General features: G+C 69.0%; 16 protein-coding genes. 6 read left to right on the top strand and 10 right to left on the bottom strand.

What is annotated here, in order from left to right:
* Together ACT3SZ_RS00005 and ACT3SZ_RS00010 are read left to right on the top strand one after the other, a co-directional pair.
* Window positions 1-636: methionine ABC transporter permease (locus ACT3SZ_RS00005; RefSeq protein ID WP_444615723.1), on the top strand; the 636-nt coding region annotated here is incomplete at its 5' end.
* Between the two features lie 124 nt (window positions 637-760).
* Window positions 761-1,414, top strand: a complete 654-nt coding sequence (locus ACT3SZ_RS00010) for an AMIN-like domain-containing (lipo)protein (protein ID WP_444615724.1) — start codon at window positions 761-763, stop codon at window positions 1,412-1,414.
* Here ACT3SZ_RS00010 and ACT3SZ_RS00015 read toward each other — a convergent pair.
* From ACT3SZ_RS00015 to ACT3SZ_RS00025, 3 genes are read right to left on the bottom strand one after another with little or no spacing between them, the layout of a single operon-like run.
* Window positions 1,411-2,628 carry a sucrase ferredoxin gene (locus ACT3SZ_RS00015; protein ID WP_444615725.1) on the bottom strand — a complete coding sequence of 406 codons (1,218 nt, stop codon included), beginning with the start codon at window positions 2,626-2,628 and terminating at the stop codon, window positions 1,411-1,413. The genes ACT3SZ_RS00010 and ACT3SZ_RS00015 overlap by 4 nt on opposite strands.
* 10 nt (window positions 2,629-2,638) lie before the next feature.
* Window positions 2,639-4,267 carry a Y-family DNA polymerase gene (locus tag ACT3SZ_RS00020; protein WP_444615726.1) on the bottom strand — a complete coding sequence of 543 codons (1,629 nt, stop codon included), beginning with the start codon at window positions 4,265-4,267 and terminating at the stop codon, window positions 2,639-2,641.
* Window positions 4,264-5,019 carry a hypothetical protein gene (locus ACT3SZ_RS00025; protein WP_444615728.1) on the bottom strand — a complete coding sequence of 252 codons (756 nt, stop codon included), beginning with the start codon at window positions 5,017-5,019 and terminating at the stop codon, window positions 4,264-4,266. Before ACT3SZ_RS00025 ends, ACT3SZ_RS00020 begins: the two co-directional genes overlap by 4 nt.
* 172 nt (window positions 5,020-5,191) lie before the next feature.
* Between ACT3SZ_RS00025 and ACT3SZ_RS00030 the strand changes: the two genes are divergently transcribed.
* Window positions 5,192-5,656, top strand: coding sequence for a hypothetical protein (locus ACT3SZ_RS00030; RefSeq protein ID WP_444615730.1), 465 nt, complete (start codon window positions 5,192-5,194; stop codon window positions 5,654-5,656).
* Between the two features lie 47 nt (window positions 5,657-5,703).
* On the opposite strand, the gene guaA is transcribed toward ACT3SZ_RS00030, so the two are convergent.
* Window positions 5,704-7,296 (bottom strand): glutamine-hydrolyzing GMP synthase, encoded by a 1,593-nt coding sequence (guaA, locus tag ACT3SZ_RS00035; RefSeq protein ID WP_444615731.1) that lies wholly within the window; start codon window positions 7,294-7,296, stop codon window positions 5,704-5,706.
* A 170-nt stretch (window positions 7,297-7,466) separates the two neighbouring features.
* On the opposite strand from guaA, the gene ACT3SZ_RS00040 reads away from it, so the two are divergent.
* A complete protein-coding gene (locus tag ACT3SZ_RS00040) occupies window positions 7,467-8,723 on the top strand; it encodes a Na/Pi symporter (RefSeq protein ID WP_444615732.1) in 1,257 nt (418 codons plus the stop codon).
* A 94-nt stretch (window positions 8,724-8,817) separates the two neighbouring features.
* On the opposite strand, the gene ACT3SZ_RS00045 is transcribed toward ACT3SZ_RS00040, so the two are convergent.
* A complete protein-coding gene (locus ACT3SZ_RS00045; protein ID WP_444615733.1) occupies window positions 8,818-9,969 on the bottom strand; it encodes a GuaB3 family IMP dehydrogenase-related protein in 1,152 nt (383 codons plus the stop codon).
* A 15-nt stretch (window positions 9,970-9,984) separates the two neighbouring features.
* Window positions 9,985-11,514, bottom strand: coding sequence for an IMP dehydrogenase (gene guaB / locus ACT3SZ_RS00050; protein ID WP_444617020.1), 1,530 nt, complete (start codon window positions 11,512-11,514; stop codon window positions 9,985-9,987).
* A 160-nt stretch (window positions 11,515-11,674) separates the two neighbouring features.
* On the opposite strand from guaB, the gene ACT3SZ_RS00055 reads away from it, so the two are divergent.
* Window positions 11,675-12,082 carry a DUF5319 domain-containing protein gene (locus tag ACT3SZ_RS00055; protein WP_444615734.1) on the top strand — a complete coding sequence of 136 codons (408 nt, stop codon included), beginning with the start codon at window positions 11,675-11,677 and terminating at the stop codon, window positions 12,080-12,082.
* A gap of 17 nt (window positions 12,083-12,099) precedes the next feature.
* On the opposite strand, the gene ACT3SZ_RS00060 is transcribed toward ACT3SZ_RS00055, so the two are convergent.
* Entirely contained in the window at window positions 12,100-12,987 is an 888-nt protein-coding gene (locus ACT3SZ_RS00060; protein ID WP_444615735.1) for a hypothetical protein, read from the bottom strand.
* Window positions 12,987-13,571 carry a sigma-70 family RNA polymerase sigma factor gene (locus ACT3SZ_RS00065; protein ID WP_444615737.1) on the bottom strand — a complete coding sequence of 195 codons (585 nt, stop codon included), beginning with the start codon at window positions 13,569-13,571 and terminating at the stop codon, window positions 12,987-12,989. Before ACT3SZ_RS00065 ends, ACT3SZ_RS00060 begins: the two co-directional genes overlap by 1 nt.
* Window positions 13,572-13,869: 298 nt before the next feature.
* Between ACT3SZ_RS00065 and ACT3SZ_RS00070 the strand changes: the two genes are divergently transcribed.
* Entirely contained in the window at window positions 13,870-14,184 is a 315-nt protein-coding gene (locus ACT3SZ_RS00070; protein WP_444615738.1) for a WhiB family transcriptional regulator, read from the top strand.
* 87 nt (window positions 14,185-14,271) lie between these two features.
* Here ACT3SZ_RS00070 and groL read toward each other — a convergent pair whose 3' ends face one another.
* Window positions 14,272-15,888, bottom strand: a complete 1,617-nt coding sequence (gene groL / locus ACT3SZ_RS00075) for a chaperonin GroEL (protein WP_444615739.1) — start codon at window positions 15,886-15,888, stop codon at window positions 14,272-14,274.
* A gap of 11 nt (window positions 15,889-15,899) precedes the next feature.
* The gene (gene groES / locus ACT3SZ_RS00080) at window positions 15,900-16,202 is read right to left on the bottom strand and encodes a co-chaperone GroES (RefSeq protein WP_301442640.1); all 303 of its coding nucleotides are present in this window, start codon (window positions 16,200-16,202) and stop codon (window positions 15,900-15,902) included.
* Window positions 16,203-16,281 lie beyond the last annotated feature (79 nt).

Below are 16,281 nucleotides of genomic sequence, written 5' to 3' on the forward strand. Positions count from 1 at the left end.
CCGATCTACCAGGACGCCATCGTCGAGACGCTGTACATGGCGATCTGGGGCCTGCTCATCGGCGGGCTCGCCGGCCTGGTTCTGGGCATCCTGCTCTACACCACCCGCGGTGGCGGAGTGCTGGCCAACCGGCCGGTGTTCTGGGTCCTGAACATCCTGGTCAACATCGTCCGTCCGATCCCGTTCATCATCTTGTTGACGGCCCTGGGGCCGTTGACGAGGATCGTGACCGGGTCGATCCTGGGTATCAATGCCGCAACCTTCGCGATCATCATCGCCGCGGCCTTCGGTGCCGCGCGCATCGTGGAGCAGAACCTGGTGTCGATCGACCCGGGCGTGATCGAGGCGGCCCGCGCCATGGGTGCCGGTCCGTTGCGGATCATCTTCACCGTGATCATCCCCGAAGCCCTCGGCCCGCTGATCCTGGGCGCGACGTTCATGTTCATCGCCGTCGTCGACATGTCCGCGATGGCCGGCTACGTCGGTGCCGGCGGCCTGGGCGACTTCGCTATCCAGTACGGCTACCGTGCCTACGACAACAACGTGACTTATGTCGCGCTGGTCACGATCATCGTGATTGTCCAGGCCGCGCAGCTGTTCGGCAACTGGCTCGCCCGGCGGGTCATGCGCCGCTGACCTGTGCCGTGCATCACCATCAGGGTCACGGCGCGGTCACAGCGAGGTCACATTCCGGTCATATTCGGAAGTATTTTGTCATAAGCCGTGCCTTTCACTTGCTCGCCCGGTAATCTTTCACGTCGTGAGTAGAACCGAAGACACCCGCCGCACCGGACACCCCGTCGCCTCTGGCGTCGCCGCCCTGGTGTGCGGGTGTCTCTGCGTCTCCCTCACCGCCTGCAGTGGCGGTGGCGCGGACGACGACAACGAGTTCAATCCCGTGAGCGCCAGTACCAGTTCCCCGCAGTTCGCCGCCCCCGGCGCCGAACTCGCCTCCCCGGCCCCCCGCTCCTCAAGCGAGTCCGGCCCGCTGTCCGGCTCCCAGCCCCTGGACGTCCTCCCCGAGGAGGGCACGCAGATGACGATCAGTGAGGTCCGGGCCGCCAGCCACGGCACATTCGAACGCATCGTCATCGAACTGGAGGGGGACGGCTCCCCCGGCTGGTTCGTCACCACCGACGATGAGCCCGCCGCCGACGGCTCCGGCGCCCCGATCGACTACGACGGCGACACGGCCCTGGTCATCGATGTCCGCGGCCTGGAGATGTCGGAGAGCAGCACCGACGTCCCGGTCAAGAAGATCAGCACGGACCTCATCGAGTCCGTCGAAGCGAAGGGCGTCTTCGAGGGCTCGCAGCGCATCGTCGTCGGTCTCGGCGAGGATAACCCGGACTTCACCCTCAACGTCCTGGACTCGCCCACCCGCATCGTGGTGGATATCCTCAAGACCGACTAGTTCACGGCCGCCACGGCCGCGACGTCGGCGGCGACCCAGGACCTGCCCTCCTTAGGACGGTCCCCGCAGGACGACACGACCGGGTGGCACGTCTGCGACTCCAGGGTGACGATCCAGGAGCCGGCGTCCCCGGTGACCCGCACGGCAGGAGCGCCTCCCTTCTTCCCCTTGTGGTCCTTGTGCTTCTTGTCTTTCTTTCCACCGAGCCCGTGGGCCGCAGCAGCCTCCCGCACCGCGTACTCGTAGTCGCGGATGGGCTGGAAGTAGCCCCGTCGGTGCAACGCCTTGAGTTCCTCGCGCCGTCCGGTGGCCTTCATCTCGATCCGCTCGGTGATCAGCTCCCCCGCCCGGCGCCGCAAGTCCGCGTCGACGTCCGCGCGCGCGGCGGCATAAGCGTCCTGCTCGGCGTTTTGGGCGACAGGCGCTGCGTCCTGCGTAACGGGAACGGTGTACTTCTCCACGCTCAGCTCGCCCAGCCGGGCGGGCGTCCCCTGCTCGGCGAGAAGTTCAGCGACCGCCAGTTCGGCGACCTGGCCGTGAGTGTCGAAGGTGCCGCGTCCGCGGTTGCCGGCGACGGGCACCTCGCCGCGGGCGGCAGTGTCCAGCATCGCCGAGGCGCCCGGGACGTCCAACCCGCCGAAGGAGTAGTTGTGCGGCAGCAGGATCATCGACGGGGCGAAGCGGTGCCCCTTGGTGTGCGAGGACTCCCAGACGGTCTCGCCGCCATGCCCCTCGGCAAGGGCGGCGGCCATGGGGCGGCCCTTCACCGCACAGCAGGTGTCCCGCTTGCCGTGGGTGCAGACCAGCAGGAGCGGATGCTCGACCCGGGTGGCGCCCGGCACCGCACCGGGCGTGGACAGGTCCACGTCCAACAATCCGCGCACCCCGCCGGTGACCTCGAGGCGTTCGAGGGTGGGCGGAGTCGCCCCGGCGTCAGCGATGAAGACCACGGTGGTGCCGTCCCCCGCCTGTCCCTTCTGTCCGCTGCGGCCGGGCCGGCGGATGAACTGCAGTTGCGCGTGGTGACGTTTGAGCCAGCGCTTCACCTCGCCGGTGAGTTCTTTACCCAGCGCCTCGCCGTCGAGAATGTCCTTGCCCCACCCCTGCGGGTATTCGACGGCGACGATCAGCCGCCCCGTCTTTGCGGTTCCGGGGAGGGGCTCCCGGGTGATGTCGGAACACAGTCCCGACCGGGGGTTCCGTGTGGTGGGCATACCCCTAATCCTAGTACGTCGCCTCGATCCGCCACGACCTCCCACGGCAGACCAGCAGGAACGCCGAGGGTTCGTCGGTGGCGACCTGGAGCCTGGCGTAGCGGCGGGCCGTTGCGCCCTGCGACCACCACATCTCGTCCACCGGCCACGGCCCGGCCCACCCGGTCAGCCGGTGGACCCTGCCGCCCCAGCGCAACGCCACCGGCACCGAGCTCATCAGCCCTCGTCCGGTGACCCACACCGGGGAACCCTCGGCGTCGAGCAGGTGCACGGCGGACGCCGGATGACCCGGCCCTGGGGCGTTCATCCGCTCCGCCGGCGCCCCGACCAGCGCCGGGAGCGGGGCGGGGAGTTCCCCGTCCCACCGTCTGGTCGAGGTCGCCGTGACCTCCTCGGGGTCCTGCTCCCCGTACGGGACCGTGAGCACCCGCCCGCCGACGGCGCGTCCTCCACGGTGCACCGGACGCAGCACCCCACGGGTGCCGATCAGCGCCTGGGCGCGCGCGGCGGCCGCGCGGGCTGCGCGGATGCCCACGTCCGGGCCACCCCACAACGCCTCGGCGACGTCGCCGGCGGGAAGGCACTCCACCGGAACCAGGTCGATCGCGGCGATGCCGCCGACCCCGTCCGGAGTGTCCGGCATCTGCGCGCGCACGCGGGTGAGCCAACCGTCCAGCTGCCAGCGCACCCGCTGGGCCGTGTCGTCCTCCGCCAGGGGTTCACGACACCGCCACACCCGCTCCACCGTCACCGGGCCGTCGTAACCGGCGGGCGGATCCAGATGCGCACGCACCGCCAGACGCAGACACACCTGCCCCGACTCCGCCAGACGAGCGTGCAGACGCACCGCCGCCTGCCGGGCGAGGAAAGCCGCCGTACCCGTGTCCGACACCGGCTCGTCCGGCTCCACCCGCACCTCCAGCGGGACCGCGGTGCGCTCCGGGGACACCGGACGCTCCGGCTCGCCTGAGGCGATACGGTGCCAGCGCACCCCCTCGTCGCCGAACCGTCCGGCCACGTCCGACACGGGCAACGCCGTGAAGTCCGCGAGCGTGCGCACACCCAGCTGGGACAGCACCGCGACCATCGCCTGCGGCGTGCCCAGCGACGCCTCCGCCACCAGCACCCGCAACGGCAGGCCCGCCAGGTAGGACGCCGACCCGCCGGACGCCACGCTGCGTCCTTCCCTCGCCGCCCACACCGCGGTGACCACGTCGTCGGCGACGCCCGCCAGGCAGTCCGCGCCCGCGCGCGCCGCCGCGTCCACCAGCAGCTCCACCGCCGTCGACTCGTCCCCGTAGTACTTCACCAGCGAGGACGCCGAGAACGCCAGCAACCCGGGACGCAGGGTCTCCACACCGGCGGCCACGGACTCCAGCGCCACGAGCACCTCCTCGTGCGCCTCCGCCTCCGCGGCGTCCTCCACCTCGCCGACCTGCAACGACGGGCAGGTTCCCAGCGCATGACGCTCCCTCATGCCCTGCTGCACCCCCGCCCGACGCGCCGCCGCGTTCGCCGCGTGGATGCGGTGGTTGTCCACCACCGCCGCCGGGGCGAGCAGGTCCCAGCCACGCCGCAGCGCCGCGGTGTACACCGGCCAGTCCGGAAACCACAGGACGACGACCCGACGCGCGCTCACAATGCACGCTCCCGCGGGGCGTCCTGGAGGGCAGGGGTTGCTGTGCCGACTGTGCCCACTGTGCCTATTGTGCCGCCGAAGGTTTGCGGCGGCTGGCCCTGGCCCCACGCCTGACCCGCCACCGACACACCACGCACCCGGCCGGACCCCACGCCCAGCCCGGTGACGCCCTCCGTACGCCACGACAGGTGCAGCCGCGCGCCCGGCCAGGAACGCACACCCGAGCACACCAACAGCGCACAGCTGCTGCGGCGCAACCGGGCTTCCACCGGACGCGCCGCCGACGGCGACACCGTCGCCGGGGCCGCATAGACCACCAGGTCCAGGCCCTCGACCAGGGTGCCGAGCACCGCCGAAGCATGCGGAGTGGGATCCGGCACCAGCACGAGGCGCTCCAGGTCCCCACCGGCGGCCTCCACCGCCGCCACCGCCAGCCGCGGGTAGCCGACGACCGCCGCGCACCCGCCAGACGCGGTCAGCGTGGCCAGCACGTCCACCAGGGCGGCGGGGCAATCGTCCGCCGCGGTGACCGCGCCCTGCGGCAGGCCCCCGGCGATCAGGGAACCGGCCAACCAGTCGGGGACCGTGATGTGGGGCGAGCTGGCACGTTCAGCAGGTTCGGCTGATTCGACAGGTTCGACGACTGCATTAGTGTCGCCGCCGCCGATCGTCGCGATCCGGCTGCGCAACTCGGCGACGATACTCCCCCGGTCTCGCTGCTCCACCACCCTCACCTCCTGTTCCGCGATCATTTTGCCGACCCTGTTCACGACCCTGTTCACGATGCCGTCACGCACACTACGCGCTGGCCAGGACATGGAATACCCAGTCGTGCGATAATTAGAACATCCGTTCTAGCGAGTGTAAGCCTATTACCCCGGCGGGTGACGGTCAAACCCCCTCGTCCGGCTAGCATGGACAGCCATGGCACGCAGCGAGACACCCTCCGGCACCGACCACGTCGACCCCACCCCCGTCACCCCACGCGCACTACGGGCCGGCGTCGCCGTCCTCATGGGCGCCGGAGTGGGCGCGCTCGCCACACCGCTGCCCACCGGCGTCCGGGTCATCCTGATGCTGGTCCTTCTCGCGGCTGGCCTGCTCTGCCTGTTCAGCCACCCCTACCGCCATAAGGTGCGCGCCGCCGTCGAGGCCCGCGGCGACCGCTACACCACCCGCATCAAGCAGGTCGTCCCCCTGTTCCCCATCTGGCTGGCCCTGATGCTGGTGCCCGGCTTCGAGTTCGACAACTGGGCCATCGCCGTGATCACGTGGGCCGTCGCCGGGGTGTACACCTGGCAGGTCATCCCCCGCATCGACGGCACCCGTGAACTCGAGGACCTCGCTAACGCTGCTAACGCCGCCAACGCCGCCGAGAAAAACAACTAACCCCCTCCCCGTAGAACGGGAAGGGGGTCAGGCTGCGGGGAGTGGACTCACTCCCACTCGATGGTTCCCGGCGGCTTGCTGGTCACGTCCAGCACCACACGGTTGACTTCCTCAACCTCGTTGGTGATCCGCGTCGAGATCCGCTCCAGGGTCTCGTAGGGCACCCGGGTCCAGTCCGCCGTCATGGCGTCCTCACTGGTCACCGGGCGCAGGACGACCGGGTGGCCGTAGGTGCGGCCGTCGCCCTGCACGCCCACCGAACGCACGTCGGCGAGCAGCACGACCGGGCACTGCCAGATCGTATTGTCCAGCCCGGCGGCGGTCAGCTCGGCACGCGCGATGGCGTCCGCGGCACGCAGGGTCTCCAACCGATCCTCGGTGACCTCACCGATGATGCGGATACCCAGGCCCGGTCCGGGGAACGGCTGGCGTCCCACGATGACCTCCGGCAGGCCGAGCTCGCGGCCCACCGCGCGGACCTCGTCCTTGAACAGCAGACGCAGCGGCTCGACGAGGGTGAACTCCACATCGTCCGGAAGGCCGCCGACGTTGTGGTGGCTCTTGATGTTCGCCGTGCCCGAACCGCCGCCGGACTCCACGACGTCCGGGTACAGGGTGCCCTGGACCAGGAAGTCCACCGAAGAGCCCTCCGGGGCGTCCTCCAGCACACCGGTGACCGCACGCTCGAAGGAACGAATGAACTCCGCGCCGATCGCCTTGCGCTTGGCCTCCGGGTCGGTGAGCCCGGACAACTTGTCCAGGAACGCCGCCCGCTCGTCGAGAGTGACGAGCTTCGCGCCGGTCGCCGCGACGAAGTCGTGCTCGACCTGCTCACGCTCGCCGGCGCGCAGCAGCCCGTGGTCGACGAAGACACAGGTCAAACGGTCGCCGATGGCCGCCTGCACGATTGTGGCGGCCACGGCGGAGTCCACGCCGCCGGACAGCGCGCAGATCGCGCGGCCTTCGGGGCCGACCTGCTCGCGCACGGCGGCGATGAGCTGCTCGGCGATATTGCCCGCGGTCCAGGTCGGCTCCAGACCGGCAACGTCGTACAGGAAGCGGGTCAGCACCTCCTGGCCGTGCGGGGAGTGCTGGACCTCCGGGTGGTACTGGACGCCCGCCATGCGCTTGTCCAGGCACTCGAACGCGGCAACCGGCGCACCCTCGGAGTGCGCGGTGACGGTGAAGCCCGCCGGGGCCTCGCTCACCGCATCGCCGTGGCTCATCCACGCCTGGTGGCTGGACTCGAAACCGTTGTGCAAGGAACCGCCGTCGACCGAGATCTCGGTACGGCCGTACTCGCGGTCACCGGTGTGCGCGACCGTGCCGCCGAGGGCGTGGGTCATCGCCTGGAAGCCGTAGCAGATGCCGAGGACCGGAACACCCAGCTCCAGCAGTTCCTTCTGCAGGGCAGGGGCGCCGTCGGCGTAGACGGAGGACGGGCCGCCGGAGAGGATCAGCGCCGCCGGGTTCTTCGCGGCAACCTCCTCGGCGGACATGGAGTGCGGGACGACCTCGGAGTACAGCCGCGCCTCACGCACACGACGTGCGATGAGTTGCGCGTACTGCGCGCCGAAGTCGACGACGAGGACGGGACGGGGACTGTCGGCAGATGCGCCGGACTGCTGCTGATGTGTCACGACGCCAACTCTACCGAACGTCCCACCAGCCGATACCGCCGGTCACCCTGCAGGCCGTGCCGGGAGAGTTCATTCGCCGTTCACCTCCCGAATTCGCCAACCAGGGTGAACCCCATACACTCGACGGCAGTACCCCACGACACGTAGTCGACCAGGAAACGGAGCCCCACGTGCCGGCAGAGGTCACCGACCACCTATCCGTCGCCCACAACACCACGAGCGACACCGCACCTACCGGTGTAAACCCCACACCCGCACCGGTGCGCAGCCCCTTCACCCGCCTCGGGCTCCATGGCAAGCCCCTGGCCTGGGCCAACTGGATCGGGGTGGCGCTGGGCATCTACCTGCTGATCACCGCGGTCTCCGTGGTCGGCGACGGCTTCAAGGCAGCGACCGGTGGCCAGGCCGAGGAACTCTTCGCCTTCGCCTCCAACCCGCTGGTCGCCCTGATGATCGGGCTGCTGGCCACCGCGCTGATCCAGTCGTCCACCACGGTCACCGCCATCATCGTCGGACTCTGCGCCGGTGGGCTGCCCATGGCCACCGCCATCCCCATGCTTATCGGCGCGAACGTGGGAACCACGATCACCAGCACCCTGGTCAGCCTGGGCATGGTCCGCGACCGGGAGTCCTTCCGCCGCGCCTTCGCCGCCGCGTCCATCCACGACTGCTACAACCTGCTCGCCGTGGTGATCTTCCTCCCCCTCGAACTCGCCTTCGGCATCCTCGAGAAGTCCTCCGGCTGGCTCTCCCACCAGATGGCCGGCAGTGACGGCGGCGTGCTCGCCACCGTCTTCGGCGGTCTCGGCGACGCCGTGACCGGCGTGACAGAGCCCCTGGGCGACGCGATCGTCGCAGCGTCCGGCGTCCTGCCCGGCCCGTGGGACGGCATCCTGCTCATCCTGGTCGGCATCGCGCTCATCCTCGGGGTGATCAGCGTGATCGGCACCCTGCTCAAGGTGGTGATGGTCGGGCGCGCCGAGAAGGTGCTGCACACCGCCATCGGACGCGGCCCGATCTCCGGCATCGCCTCCGGCACGCTGATCACCGTGATGGTCCAGTCCTCCTCGACCACGACCTCCCTGATCGTCCCCCTCGCCGGCTCCGGCACCTTCTCCCTGCGGCAGGTCTACCCGTTCACCATTGGCGCCAACGTGGGCACCACGCTGACCGCACTCATCGCCGCCTTCGCCTTCAGTGGCCCCGAGGCAGAGCTCGCCCTGCAGGCCGCACTTGTACACGTGCTCTACAACATCTTCGCGCTGCTGATCATCTACGGACTGCCTTTCCTACGGTGGATCCCGCTGGCCGGGGCGACCACGCTGGCACGCCTCGGTGCGCGCAATAAGCTCTACGTGGCCGGCTGGGTCATTGGTGTCTTCCTCGCCCTGCCCGCCACCCTGGTCCTGCTCACCGTGCTGCTCTGACTCCCCTGCTCTAGAACGCCGAAACCCCGCGCGATTGGTGGTCTGAGAATTCAGGACCACCAATCGCGCGGGGTTTTAAGGCAAGGGGCGTGCGTCAGCGCACGGCCAGCGGCACCTTCTGGAAACTCTTCAGGTCGGTGTAACCGCACTTGGCCATGGAACGGCGCAGCCCGCCGACCAGGTTCTCCTCGCCGTAAGGGTTGTCCGTGGGGCCGAACAGCAGCTTCTCCAGCGGCAGGGTCTCGCGGGCACCGAAGGCACCGAACACACCCTCGGCCTCGCCACGCGGCAGGCTCGGGTGCGCGGCGACGGACGGCCAGAAGTGGCCGCGTCCGCCCGAGCTGTCCGCCATCGACAGGGGCGCGCCCAGGGAGACCGCGTCCGCACCGCAGGCGATCGCCTTGGCGATGTCGCCGGAGTACTCCATGTGGGAGTCGGCGATGACGTGCACGTAGCGGCCACCGGTCTCGTCCAGGTAGTCCAGACGGGCGGCGGCGGCATCGGCCACGGCAGAGGCCATGGGCACGTCGATGCCGAGAGCCTGGCTGTTCGTGGTGGTGCCGGAGCCCACGATCACACCGGCGGCACCGGTACGCATCAGGTGCATGGCGGTGGTGTAGTCCACCACGCCACCGGCGATGACGGGCACGTCGATCGAACCGATGAACTCCTTGAGGTTCAGCGGCTCACCATTGGAGTACACGTGCTCGGCGGAGACCAGGGTGCCCTGGATGACCAGCAGATCGATACCGGCCTTGATCAGGTCCGGGGCGAAGTCGCGGGCGTTCTGCGGGGAGACACGCACACCGAAGGTCACACCCGACTCGCGCACCTCGGCGAGGCGCTCGGCCAGCAGCCCGCGGTCCAGCGGCGCGGCATGCAGTTCCTGCAGCACGCGCTGGGCGGCGTTGTCTGCGGCCGGCAGGCCCAGCGGGTCGGAGTCGCCGGCGGCGGCGCGGACCTTCTCCAGGGCACCGTCGAGGTCGCGGTGGCGTCCCCACAGGCCCTCGGCGTTGATGACGGGCAGACCGCCGAGACGGCCGAACTCCACGGCGAACTCCGGGGTCACCACGGCGTCCGAGGGGTGCGCCATGAACGGGATGTCGAAACGGTAGGCGTCGATGCGCCACGTGGTGTCCACGTCGTGCGAGGAGCGCGTACGGCGCGAGGGCACGATGTTGATCTGGTCGAATCCCACGACCCGGCGGGCCGTGCGACCCATCCCGATGTTCACCTGTTCCTGCATGGCTGAGACCGTTTCCTAACGCTGGTAGTAGTTCGGGGCTTCGACGGTCATCTGGACGTCGTGCGGGTGCGACTCGCGCAGGCCCGCACCGGTGATCCGGACGAAGTGGGCGTCGTTGAGCTCGGCGACATTGCGCGAGCCGGTGTAGCCCATCGCGGCGCGCAGGCCGCCGACCATCTGGTAGATGATCGTGTCCACGTTGCCGCGGAAGGGGATGCGCCCCTCGATGCCCTCCGGCACCAGCTTCTCCTCGCTGGTGACGTCCGCCTGGAAGTAGCGGTCCTTGGAGTAGGAGCGCTGCTCGCCGTGCAGGCCGCGGCCCTTCATCGCCCCGAGGGAGCCCATGCCGCGGTACATCTTGTACTGCTTGCCGTTGATCACCGTGATCTCACCGGGGGCCTCGCTGGTGCCGGCGAGCAGGGAGCCCAGCATCACCGACGACGCACCGGCGGCCAGCGCCTTGGCGATGTCGCCGGAGTACTGCATACCGCCGTCGGCGATGATCGGCACACCAGCCTTGCGGGCGGGCACGGCCGCCTCGAGGATGGCGGTGATCTGCGGGGCGCCCACGCCGGCGACGACGCGGGTGGTGCAGATGGAACCCGGGCCGATACCGACCTTGAGAGCGTCCGCACCGGCCTCGATCATGGCCTCGGCCGCACTGCGGGTGGCGAGGTTGCCGCCGATGACGTCGACGCGGTCGCCGAACTCCTTCTTGACCCGCGAGACCATCTCCAGCACGCCGGTGTTGTGGGCGTGGGCGGTGTCGACGACCAGGGCGTCCACCCCGGCGTCGACGAGCGCGCCGGCCCGGCGCCAGGAGTCCTCACCGGTGCCGATCGACGCGCCGGCGAGCAGACGGCCCGAGGCGTCCTTCGCGGCGTTGGGGAACTTCTCGCGCTTGGCGAAGTCCTTCACCGTGATCAGACCGGTGAGCACACCCTCGCCGTCGACGATGGGGAGCTTCTCCACCTTGTTCTCGCGCAGCAGGCGCAGGGCGGCGTCCGCCGAGACGCCCTTCTCCGCGACGACGAGCGGCATGGGGGTCATGACGTCGGCGACCTTGGCGGAGAAGTCCTCCTCGAAGCGCATGTCACGGTTGGTGCAGATGCCGACCAGGTGCCCGGAGGCGTCCACCACGGGCAGACCGGAGATCCGGTAGCGGGCGCACATATCGTCGACCTCGCCGATGGTCATCTCCGGCGAGCAGGTCACCGGGTCGGTGACCATGCCGGCCTCGCTGCGCTTCACGATCTCGACCTGCTCGGCCTGGTCCTCGATGGACAGGTTGCGGTGCAGCACACCCATGCCACCCTGGCGGGCCATGCCGATGGCCATGCGGGCCTCGGTGACGGTGTCCATCGCCGCGGAGATCACCGGGACGTTGAGGGTGATGTTGCGGGTCAGCTGCGTGGTCGTCGCCACGTCGGAGGGGATGATGTCGGACGCCGCGGGGAGAAGCAGGACGTCGTCGAAGGTCAGACCGACCAGCTCCACCTTCCTCGGGTCGTCGCCACCAGTGGTCACAAGCTGGGCATCGGTCATGCCGGTCAGGCCTCCTGCATCCTTCATTCCACGTCACTGTCGTCGGGTTGTACCAGACAGGATAGCCTGTCTGCCCCCATGGTCCGCCATCCGCACCCGGTGTGCGACCGGTGCCCGGCTATGGTTCCCCTCACCGTCGGCAACAGGTACGATTGTGCGCGTGGACTTCGACGATTCCCTGATGCCCCCGGACCCGTTTGCCGGCGACCCGGAGGACCCGGCCGCCCTGTTCGACGAGGAGCTGGATGAGCCCCTCTCCGATGAGGAGCGTGGGGCGCTGCGCGAGGATCTGGCGAATGTCCGTCGTTTCCGGGAGCTGCTGGAACCCCGCGGCATCCTTGGTGTAACGATGACCTGTGACGACTGCCAGGAGCTGCACTACTACGACTGGCCGATCCTGGTCTCGAATCTGTCGACGATGCTGAACGACGGCCCCATCCCCGTGCACGAGCCCGGTGCGGACCCCGACCCCGACTTCTACGTCCCCTGGGACTACTGCGCCGGTTATGCCGACGCCGCCGACTGGCTGAGCCGCGGCCCGCGCACCTTCCGCCGCTGGGGCCGCTGAGCCTGATCTAGCCTGACCTATTCGGTCGGTTCGCTCTCCTCGGCGTCGCGCTGCGCCTTGGGCGCGCTCGTCGCCGAGGAGGAACTGCTCGACGTGCTCGAGCTCGTGCCGGACGGCTTCACCGGGGACGCGGCACGGCCCTGCGGTTCGGCCATGAGCATAGCCCCGCCGTCGGCGGGCGTCTCGGTCTGAACGTCGGACGCCTCGGCGTCGCCGCCCTCACCGTCCTGCACACCGTCGCCGGTGGTGTCGGTCTGGTCGCCGGACTGCGACTCGTCACCGCTCTCCGGCTCCGCGAGGATCATGCCGCCGGCATCGGCGTCGTTACCGACACTAGTGTCGCCGCCGTCGCTCTCCACCGGGGCGCCGTCACCATCAGAATCGTCCGGGACGTCCTGCCCGTCGCGCGTGGCATCATCGCGGTCGGGGGCCTCGGAGGCCCCACCCTGACCGGACGTACCGCCGTCGCCCTCACGGGCGGACTCAGCGACGATGGAATCGGAGCCACCGGAGTTGCCGGTGGTCAACGCGCCAACGGTGAACCCGCCGACAACGAGGGCCGCGGCAACACCACTGCCCACCACCAGCGAGGTCAGCGAGATGCCTCCCAGAGCAGCCACTCCCCCGGCACGACGCATCGCACGGCGACGGCGACGACCCGCCAGGGACGTCACCGGCGCAGCGTCCACGGCGGGGACGACTGGGGCGGCGGGGATGTCGCGGTCAGCCTCGGCACGGACGTCGGCCAGCAGACGCAGGAGCGGGTCAGCACCCTCAGCACCGTCCGGTTCCCGGCCGGCCGCCAAAGCGTCCAGCATCCGGTCGGTGGCGCGCACGGCGTCAGCGTCGGCACCCTCGGTACCGTCGCCGTCGAAACCCTGCGGGTCCCACCTGTGCTCGTCCATTATTCCGTCCTCGAATTCTCACGGGACTCCAGGGTCTCCCGCATCTTGGCCAGCGCCCGAAATTGGGCGACCCGGACCGCTCCAGCGGTAGAGCCGACGATCTCGGCGGTCTCCTCGGCGGAATATCCGCCGAAGACCCTGAGAGTCACGATCTGCCGTGCCTTCTCACTGAGCGTATCGAGAAGCTGTACGACTTCGTTACAGGAACTCACATCCAACGCCACGGTTTCCGGCGTATTTGTCACGACTTCCTGATCCGGCACCTCATCGGTGGGAACAGCCAGGTCACGCGATTGTGAACGCCGTGCATCCACAATCTTGTTCGCCGCGATCCGGTAGACGAAAGCCATGAACGGCTTGCCCTGGTCCTCATAACCGGGTATGGCGCGCGCGACAGCCAGACAAATCTCCTGCGCGAGGTCCTCCGGCGTGGGGTACTTCGTGGACGGCACCCGGGCCCTGCAGTAGCGAACGACCGGCGGATGAATGAGATCGATGATGCGCTGGAGCGCCCGCCCGTCCCCCTCCACTGCGGAGGGGACGAGACGGGGCAGTGCCTCGTCGATGTCGTCAGTCGCTGTCATAGTCCTCGGGATAACACGGTCGCGGCAGGGTACTGGTCGTCGTACTGGTCGTCGTACTAGTCGTCACTAGAACTGGCCCTGCCTGTGGGCTGAAATTACCACAGCAAACCATCCGCTCGGGACTCACCCGGGAGGGTACCTCCGGATCGGGGACTCGAACGGGGTCTGGAGTGGGGTCCAAAAATGTCACATGCCGAACAGCTAGCGGACACCTGTTGTTCATATCGACCGGACAGGGTGGGAGGCACTGGAGAACACCCCAGCCGATCCACCCTCACGATGTACAGGAGAAAAACCCATGCCGCAGACGAGCGATCTCCCGGGCCCCGCAACCACCTTCTGGGACTGGCAACTGCACGGTTCCTGCCGTGGGGCCGAGTCCGCCGTCTTCTTCCACCCCGATGGTGAGCGCGGACGCGCCCGCTCGCTGCGCGAGCACCGCGCCAAGGCGATCTGCAATGAGTGCCCGGTGCTGGCCCACTGCAAGGAGCACGCCCTCAGCGTGGGCGAGGTCTACGGCATCTGGGGCGGGATGGGCGAGTCGGAACGCGCCGCCGCGCAGAGCGGGCGACCCCGCCGCGAGAAACGCGCGCCCCGCCGGCTGGCGTCCTGACGCACAGGAAGACCCCCGCCTCCCCCACGGTCCTCGGGACCGTCGGGGTGGTGGGGGTCTTGTATGCCCTTAAGGGCACCACCGAATCTAGTGGTGGTGTCCGTGGCCGGCAGCGGCAGCGGCCGCAGCGGCGGGCTTCTCGACGACGGCGGTTTCCGTGGTCAGCACCATGCGTGCCACGGAGGTCGCGTTGACGACGGCGGAGTGGGTGACCTTGACCGGGTCAATGATCCCCTGCTCCAGCAGGTTGCCGTACACACCGGTGGCGGCGTTGTAGCCCTCACCGTTGGGGCGCTCGGCGATCTTGGAGACCACGACGGCCCCATCGAGGCCTGCGTTGTCGGCGATCCAGTACGCCGGACGGCGCAGGGCGCGGGCCAGAGCCTTCACGCCCACGGCCTTGTCGCCCTCGAACTCGGTGGCGAACTCGTCGAGCTCGGCGGCGATCTGCACCAGGACGGAACCGCCACCGGCGATCACGCCCTCCTGCGCGGCGGCGCGGGCAGCGTTGATGGCGTCCTCGACGCGCAGCTTGCGCTCGTTGACCTCGGTCTCGGTGGCACCACCGGCACGGATGACGGCGACACCTCCGGACAGCTTCGCCAGACGCTCCTCCAGCTTCTCCCGGTCCCAGGTGGAATCGGTGCGCTCGATGTCGGAACGGATCTGGTTGCGGCGGGTGTCGAGGTCCTCGGCGGTGCCGGCACCGTCGACGATGACCGTCTCGTCCTTGGTGACCGTGATGCGGCGGGCGGTACCCAGCTGCTCCAGGGTCATCTCGGAGAGGTTCTGGCCGACTTCCTTGTCCACCACGGTGGAACCGGTGACGACGGCGAGGTCGTCCATGAACGCCTTACGGCGGTCACCGAAGTACGGGGCCTTCACGGCCACGGCCTTGATGGACTTGCGGATGGAGTTGACGACGAGCATCTGCAGCGGCTCGCCGTCGACGTCCTCGGCCACGATGAACAGTTCCTTGCCGGCCTTCGCGATCTGCTCCAGCAGGGGCAGGAAGTCGGGCAGGGAGCTGATCTTGTCGCGCACCAGCAGGATCGCCGGGTTCTCCAGGATGGCCTGGGCCGACTCTTCCTCGGTGACGAAGTACGGCGAGAGGTAGCCCTTGTCGAAGGAGACGCCCTCGGTGACCACGAGCTCGTCGACCAGGGACTGGGACTCCTCGACGGTCAGGACGCCGTCCTTGCCGACCTTCTCCATGGCCTCGGCAACCTTGGCGCCGATGCCCTCGTCACGCGAGGAGACGGTGGCCACGTTGGCGATGGCGGCGGAGTCGGCGACCGGCTCCGCGCGCTGCTGCAGCGCCTCGATAACCTTCTCCGCGGCGACGGCGATGCCCTCGTTGACGGCGATGGGGTTGCCACCGGCGGCGACGATGCGCATGCCCTCGTTGATCAGAGCCTGGGCGAGCAGGGTGGCGGTGGTGGTGCCGTCACCGGCGATGTCGTTGGTCTTCACGGCCACCGACTTCACCAGCTGCGCACCGAGGTTCTCGAAGGGGTCCTCGAGGTCGATGTCGCGGGCGATGGTGACACCGTCGTTAGTCACGGTCGGACCGCCGAAGGCCTTGTCCAGGACCACGTTACGGCCCTTGGGGCCGAGGGTGACGCGAACCGAGTCCGCCAGCGTGTCCACACCGCGCTGGAGGCCCTTGCGGGCCTCCTCGTCGAATGCGATGAGTTTAGCCATGCGTCACCGACCTACTTCGCGGAGTCGACGACGGCGAGGATGTCGCGCTGGTTGAGCAGCAGGAACTCTTCCCCGTCGTACTTGAGCTCGGTGCCGCCGTAGCGGGAGAACACGACCGTGTCGCCCTCGGCGACGTCCATCGGGACGCGGGCGTCGTCGTTCCAACGGCCCGGGCCGACGGCCACGACGGTGGCCTCCTGCGGCTTCTCCTTGGCGGAGTCCGGGATGACCAGACCGGATGCGGTCGTGGTCTCAGCCTCGACGATCTGGACGAGGACGCGGTCCTCGAGCGGCTTGATGTTGACGTTAGCCACGTTGAATACCTCCGTGTTTGCGTACATGCAGTGATCCGAATTGTCTTGTCTTCCGGTTGGTATATCCTGCACAGCCGTC

Source organism: Corynebacterium sp. AOP40-9SA-29, from assembly GCF_052377405.1.
Taxonomy (GTDB): Bacteria; Actinomycetota; Actinomycetes; order Mycobacteriales; family Mycobacteriaceae; genus Corynebacterium.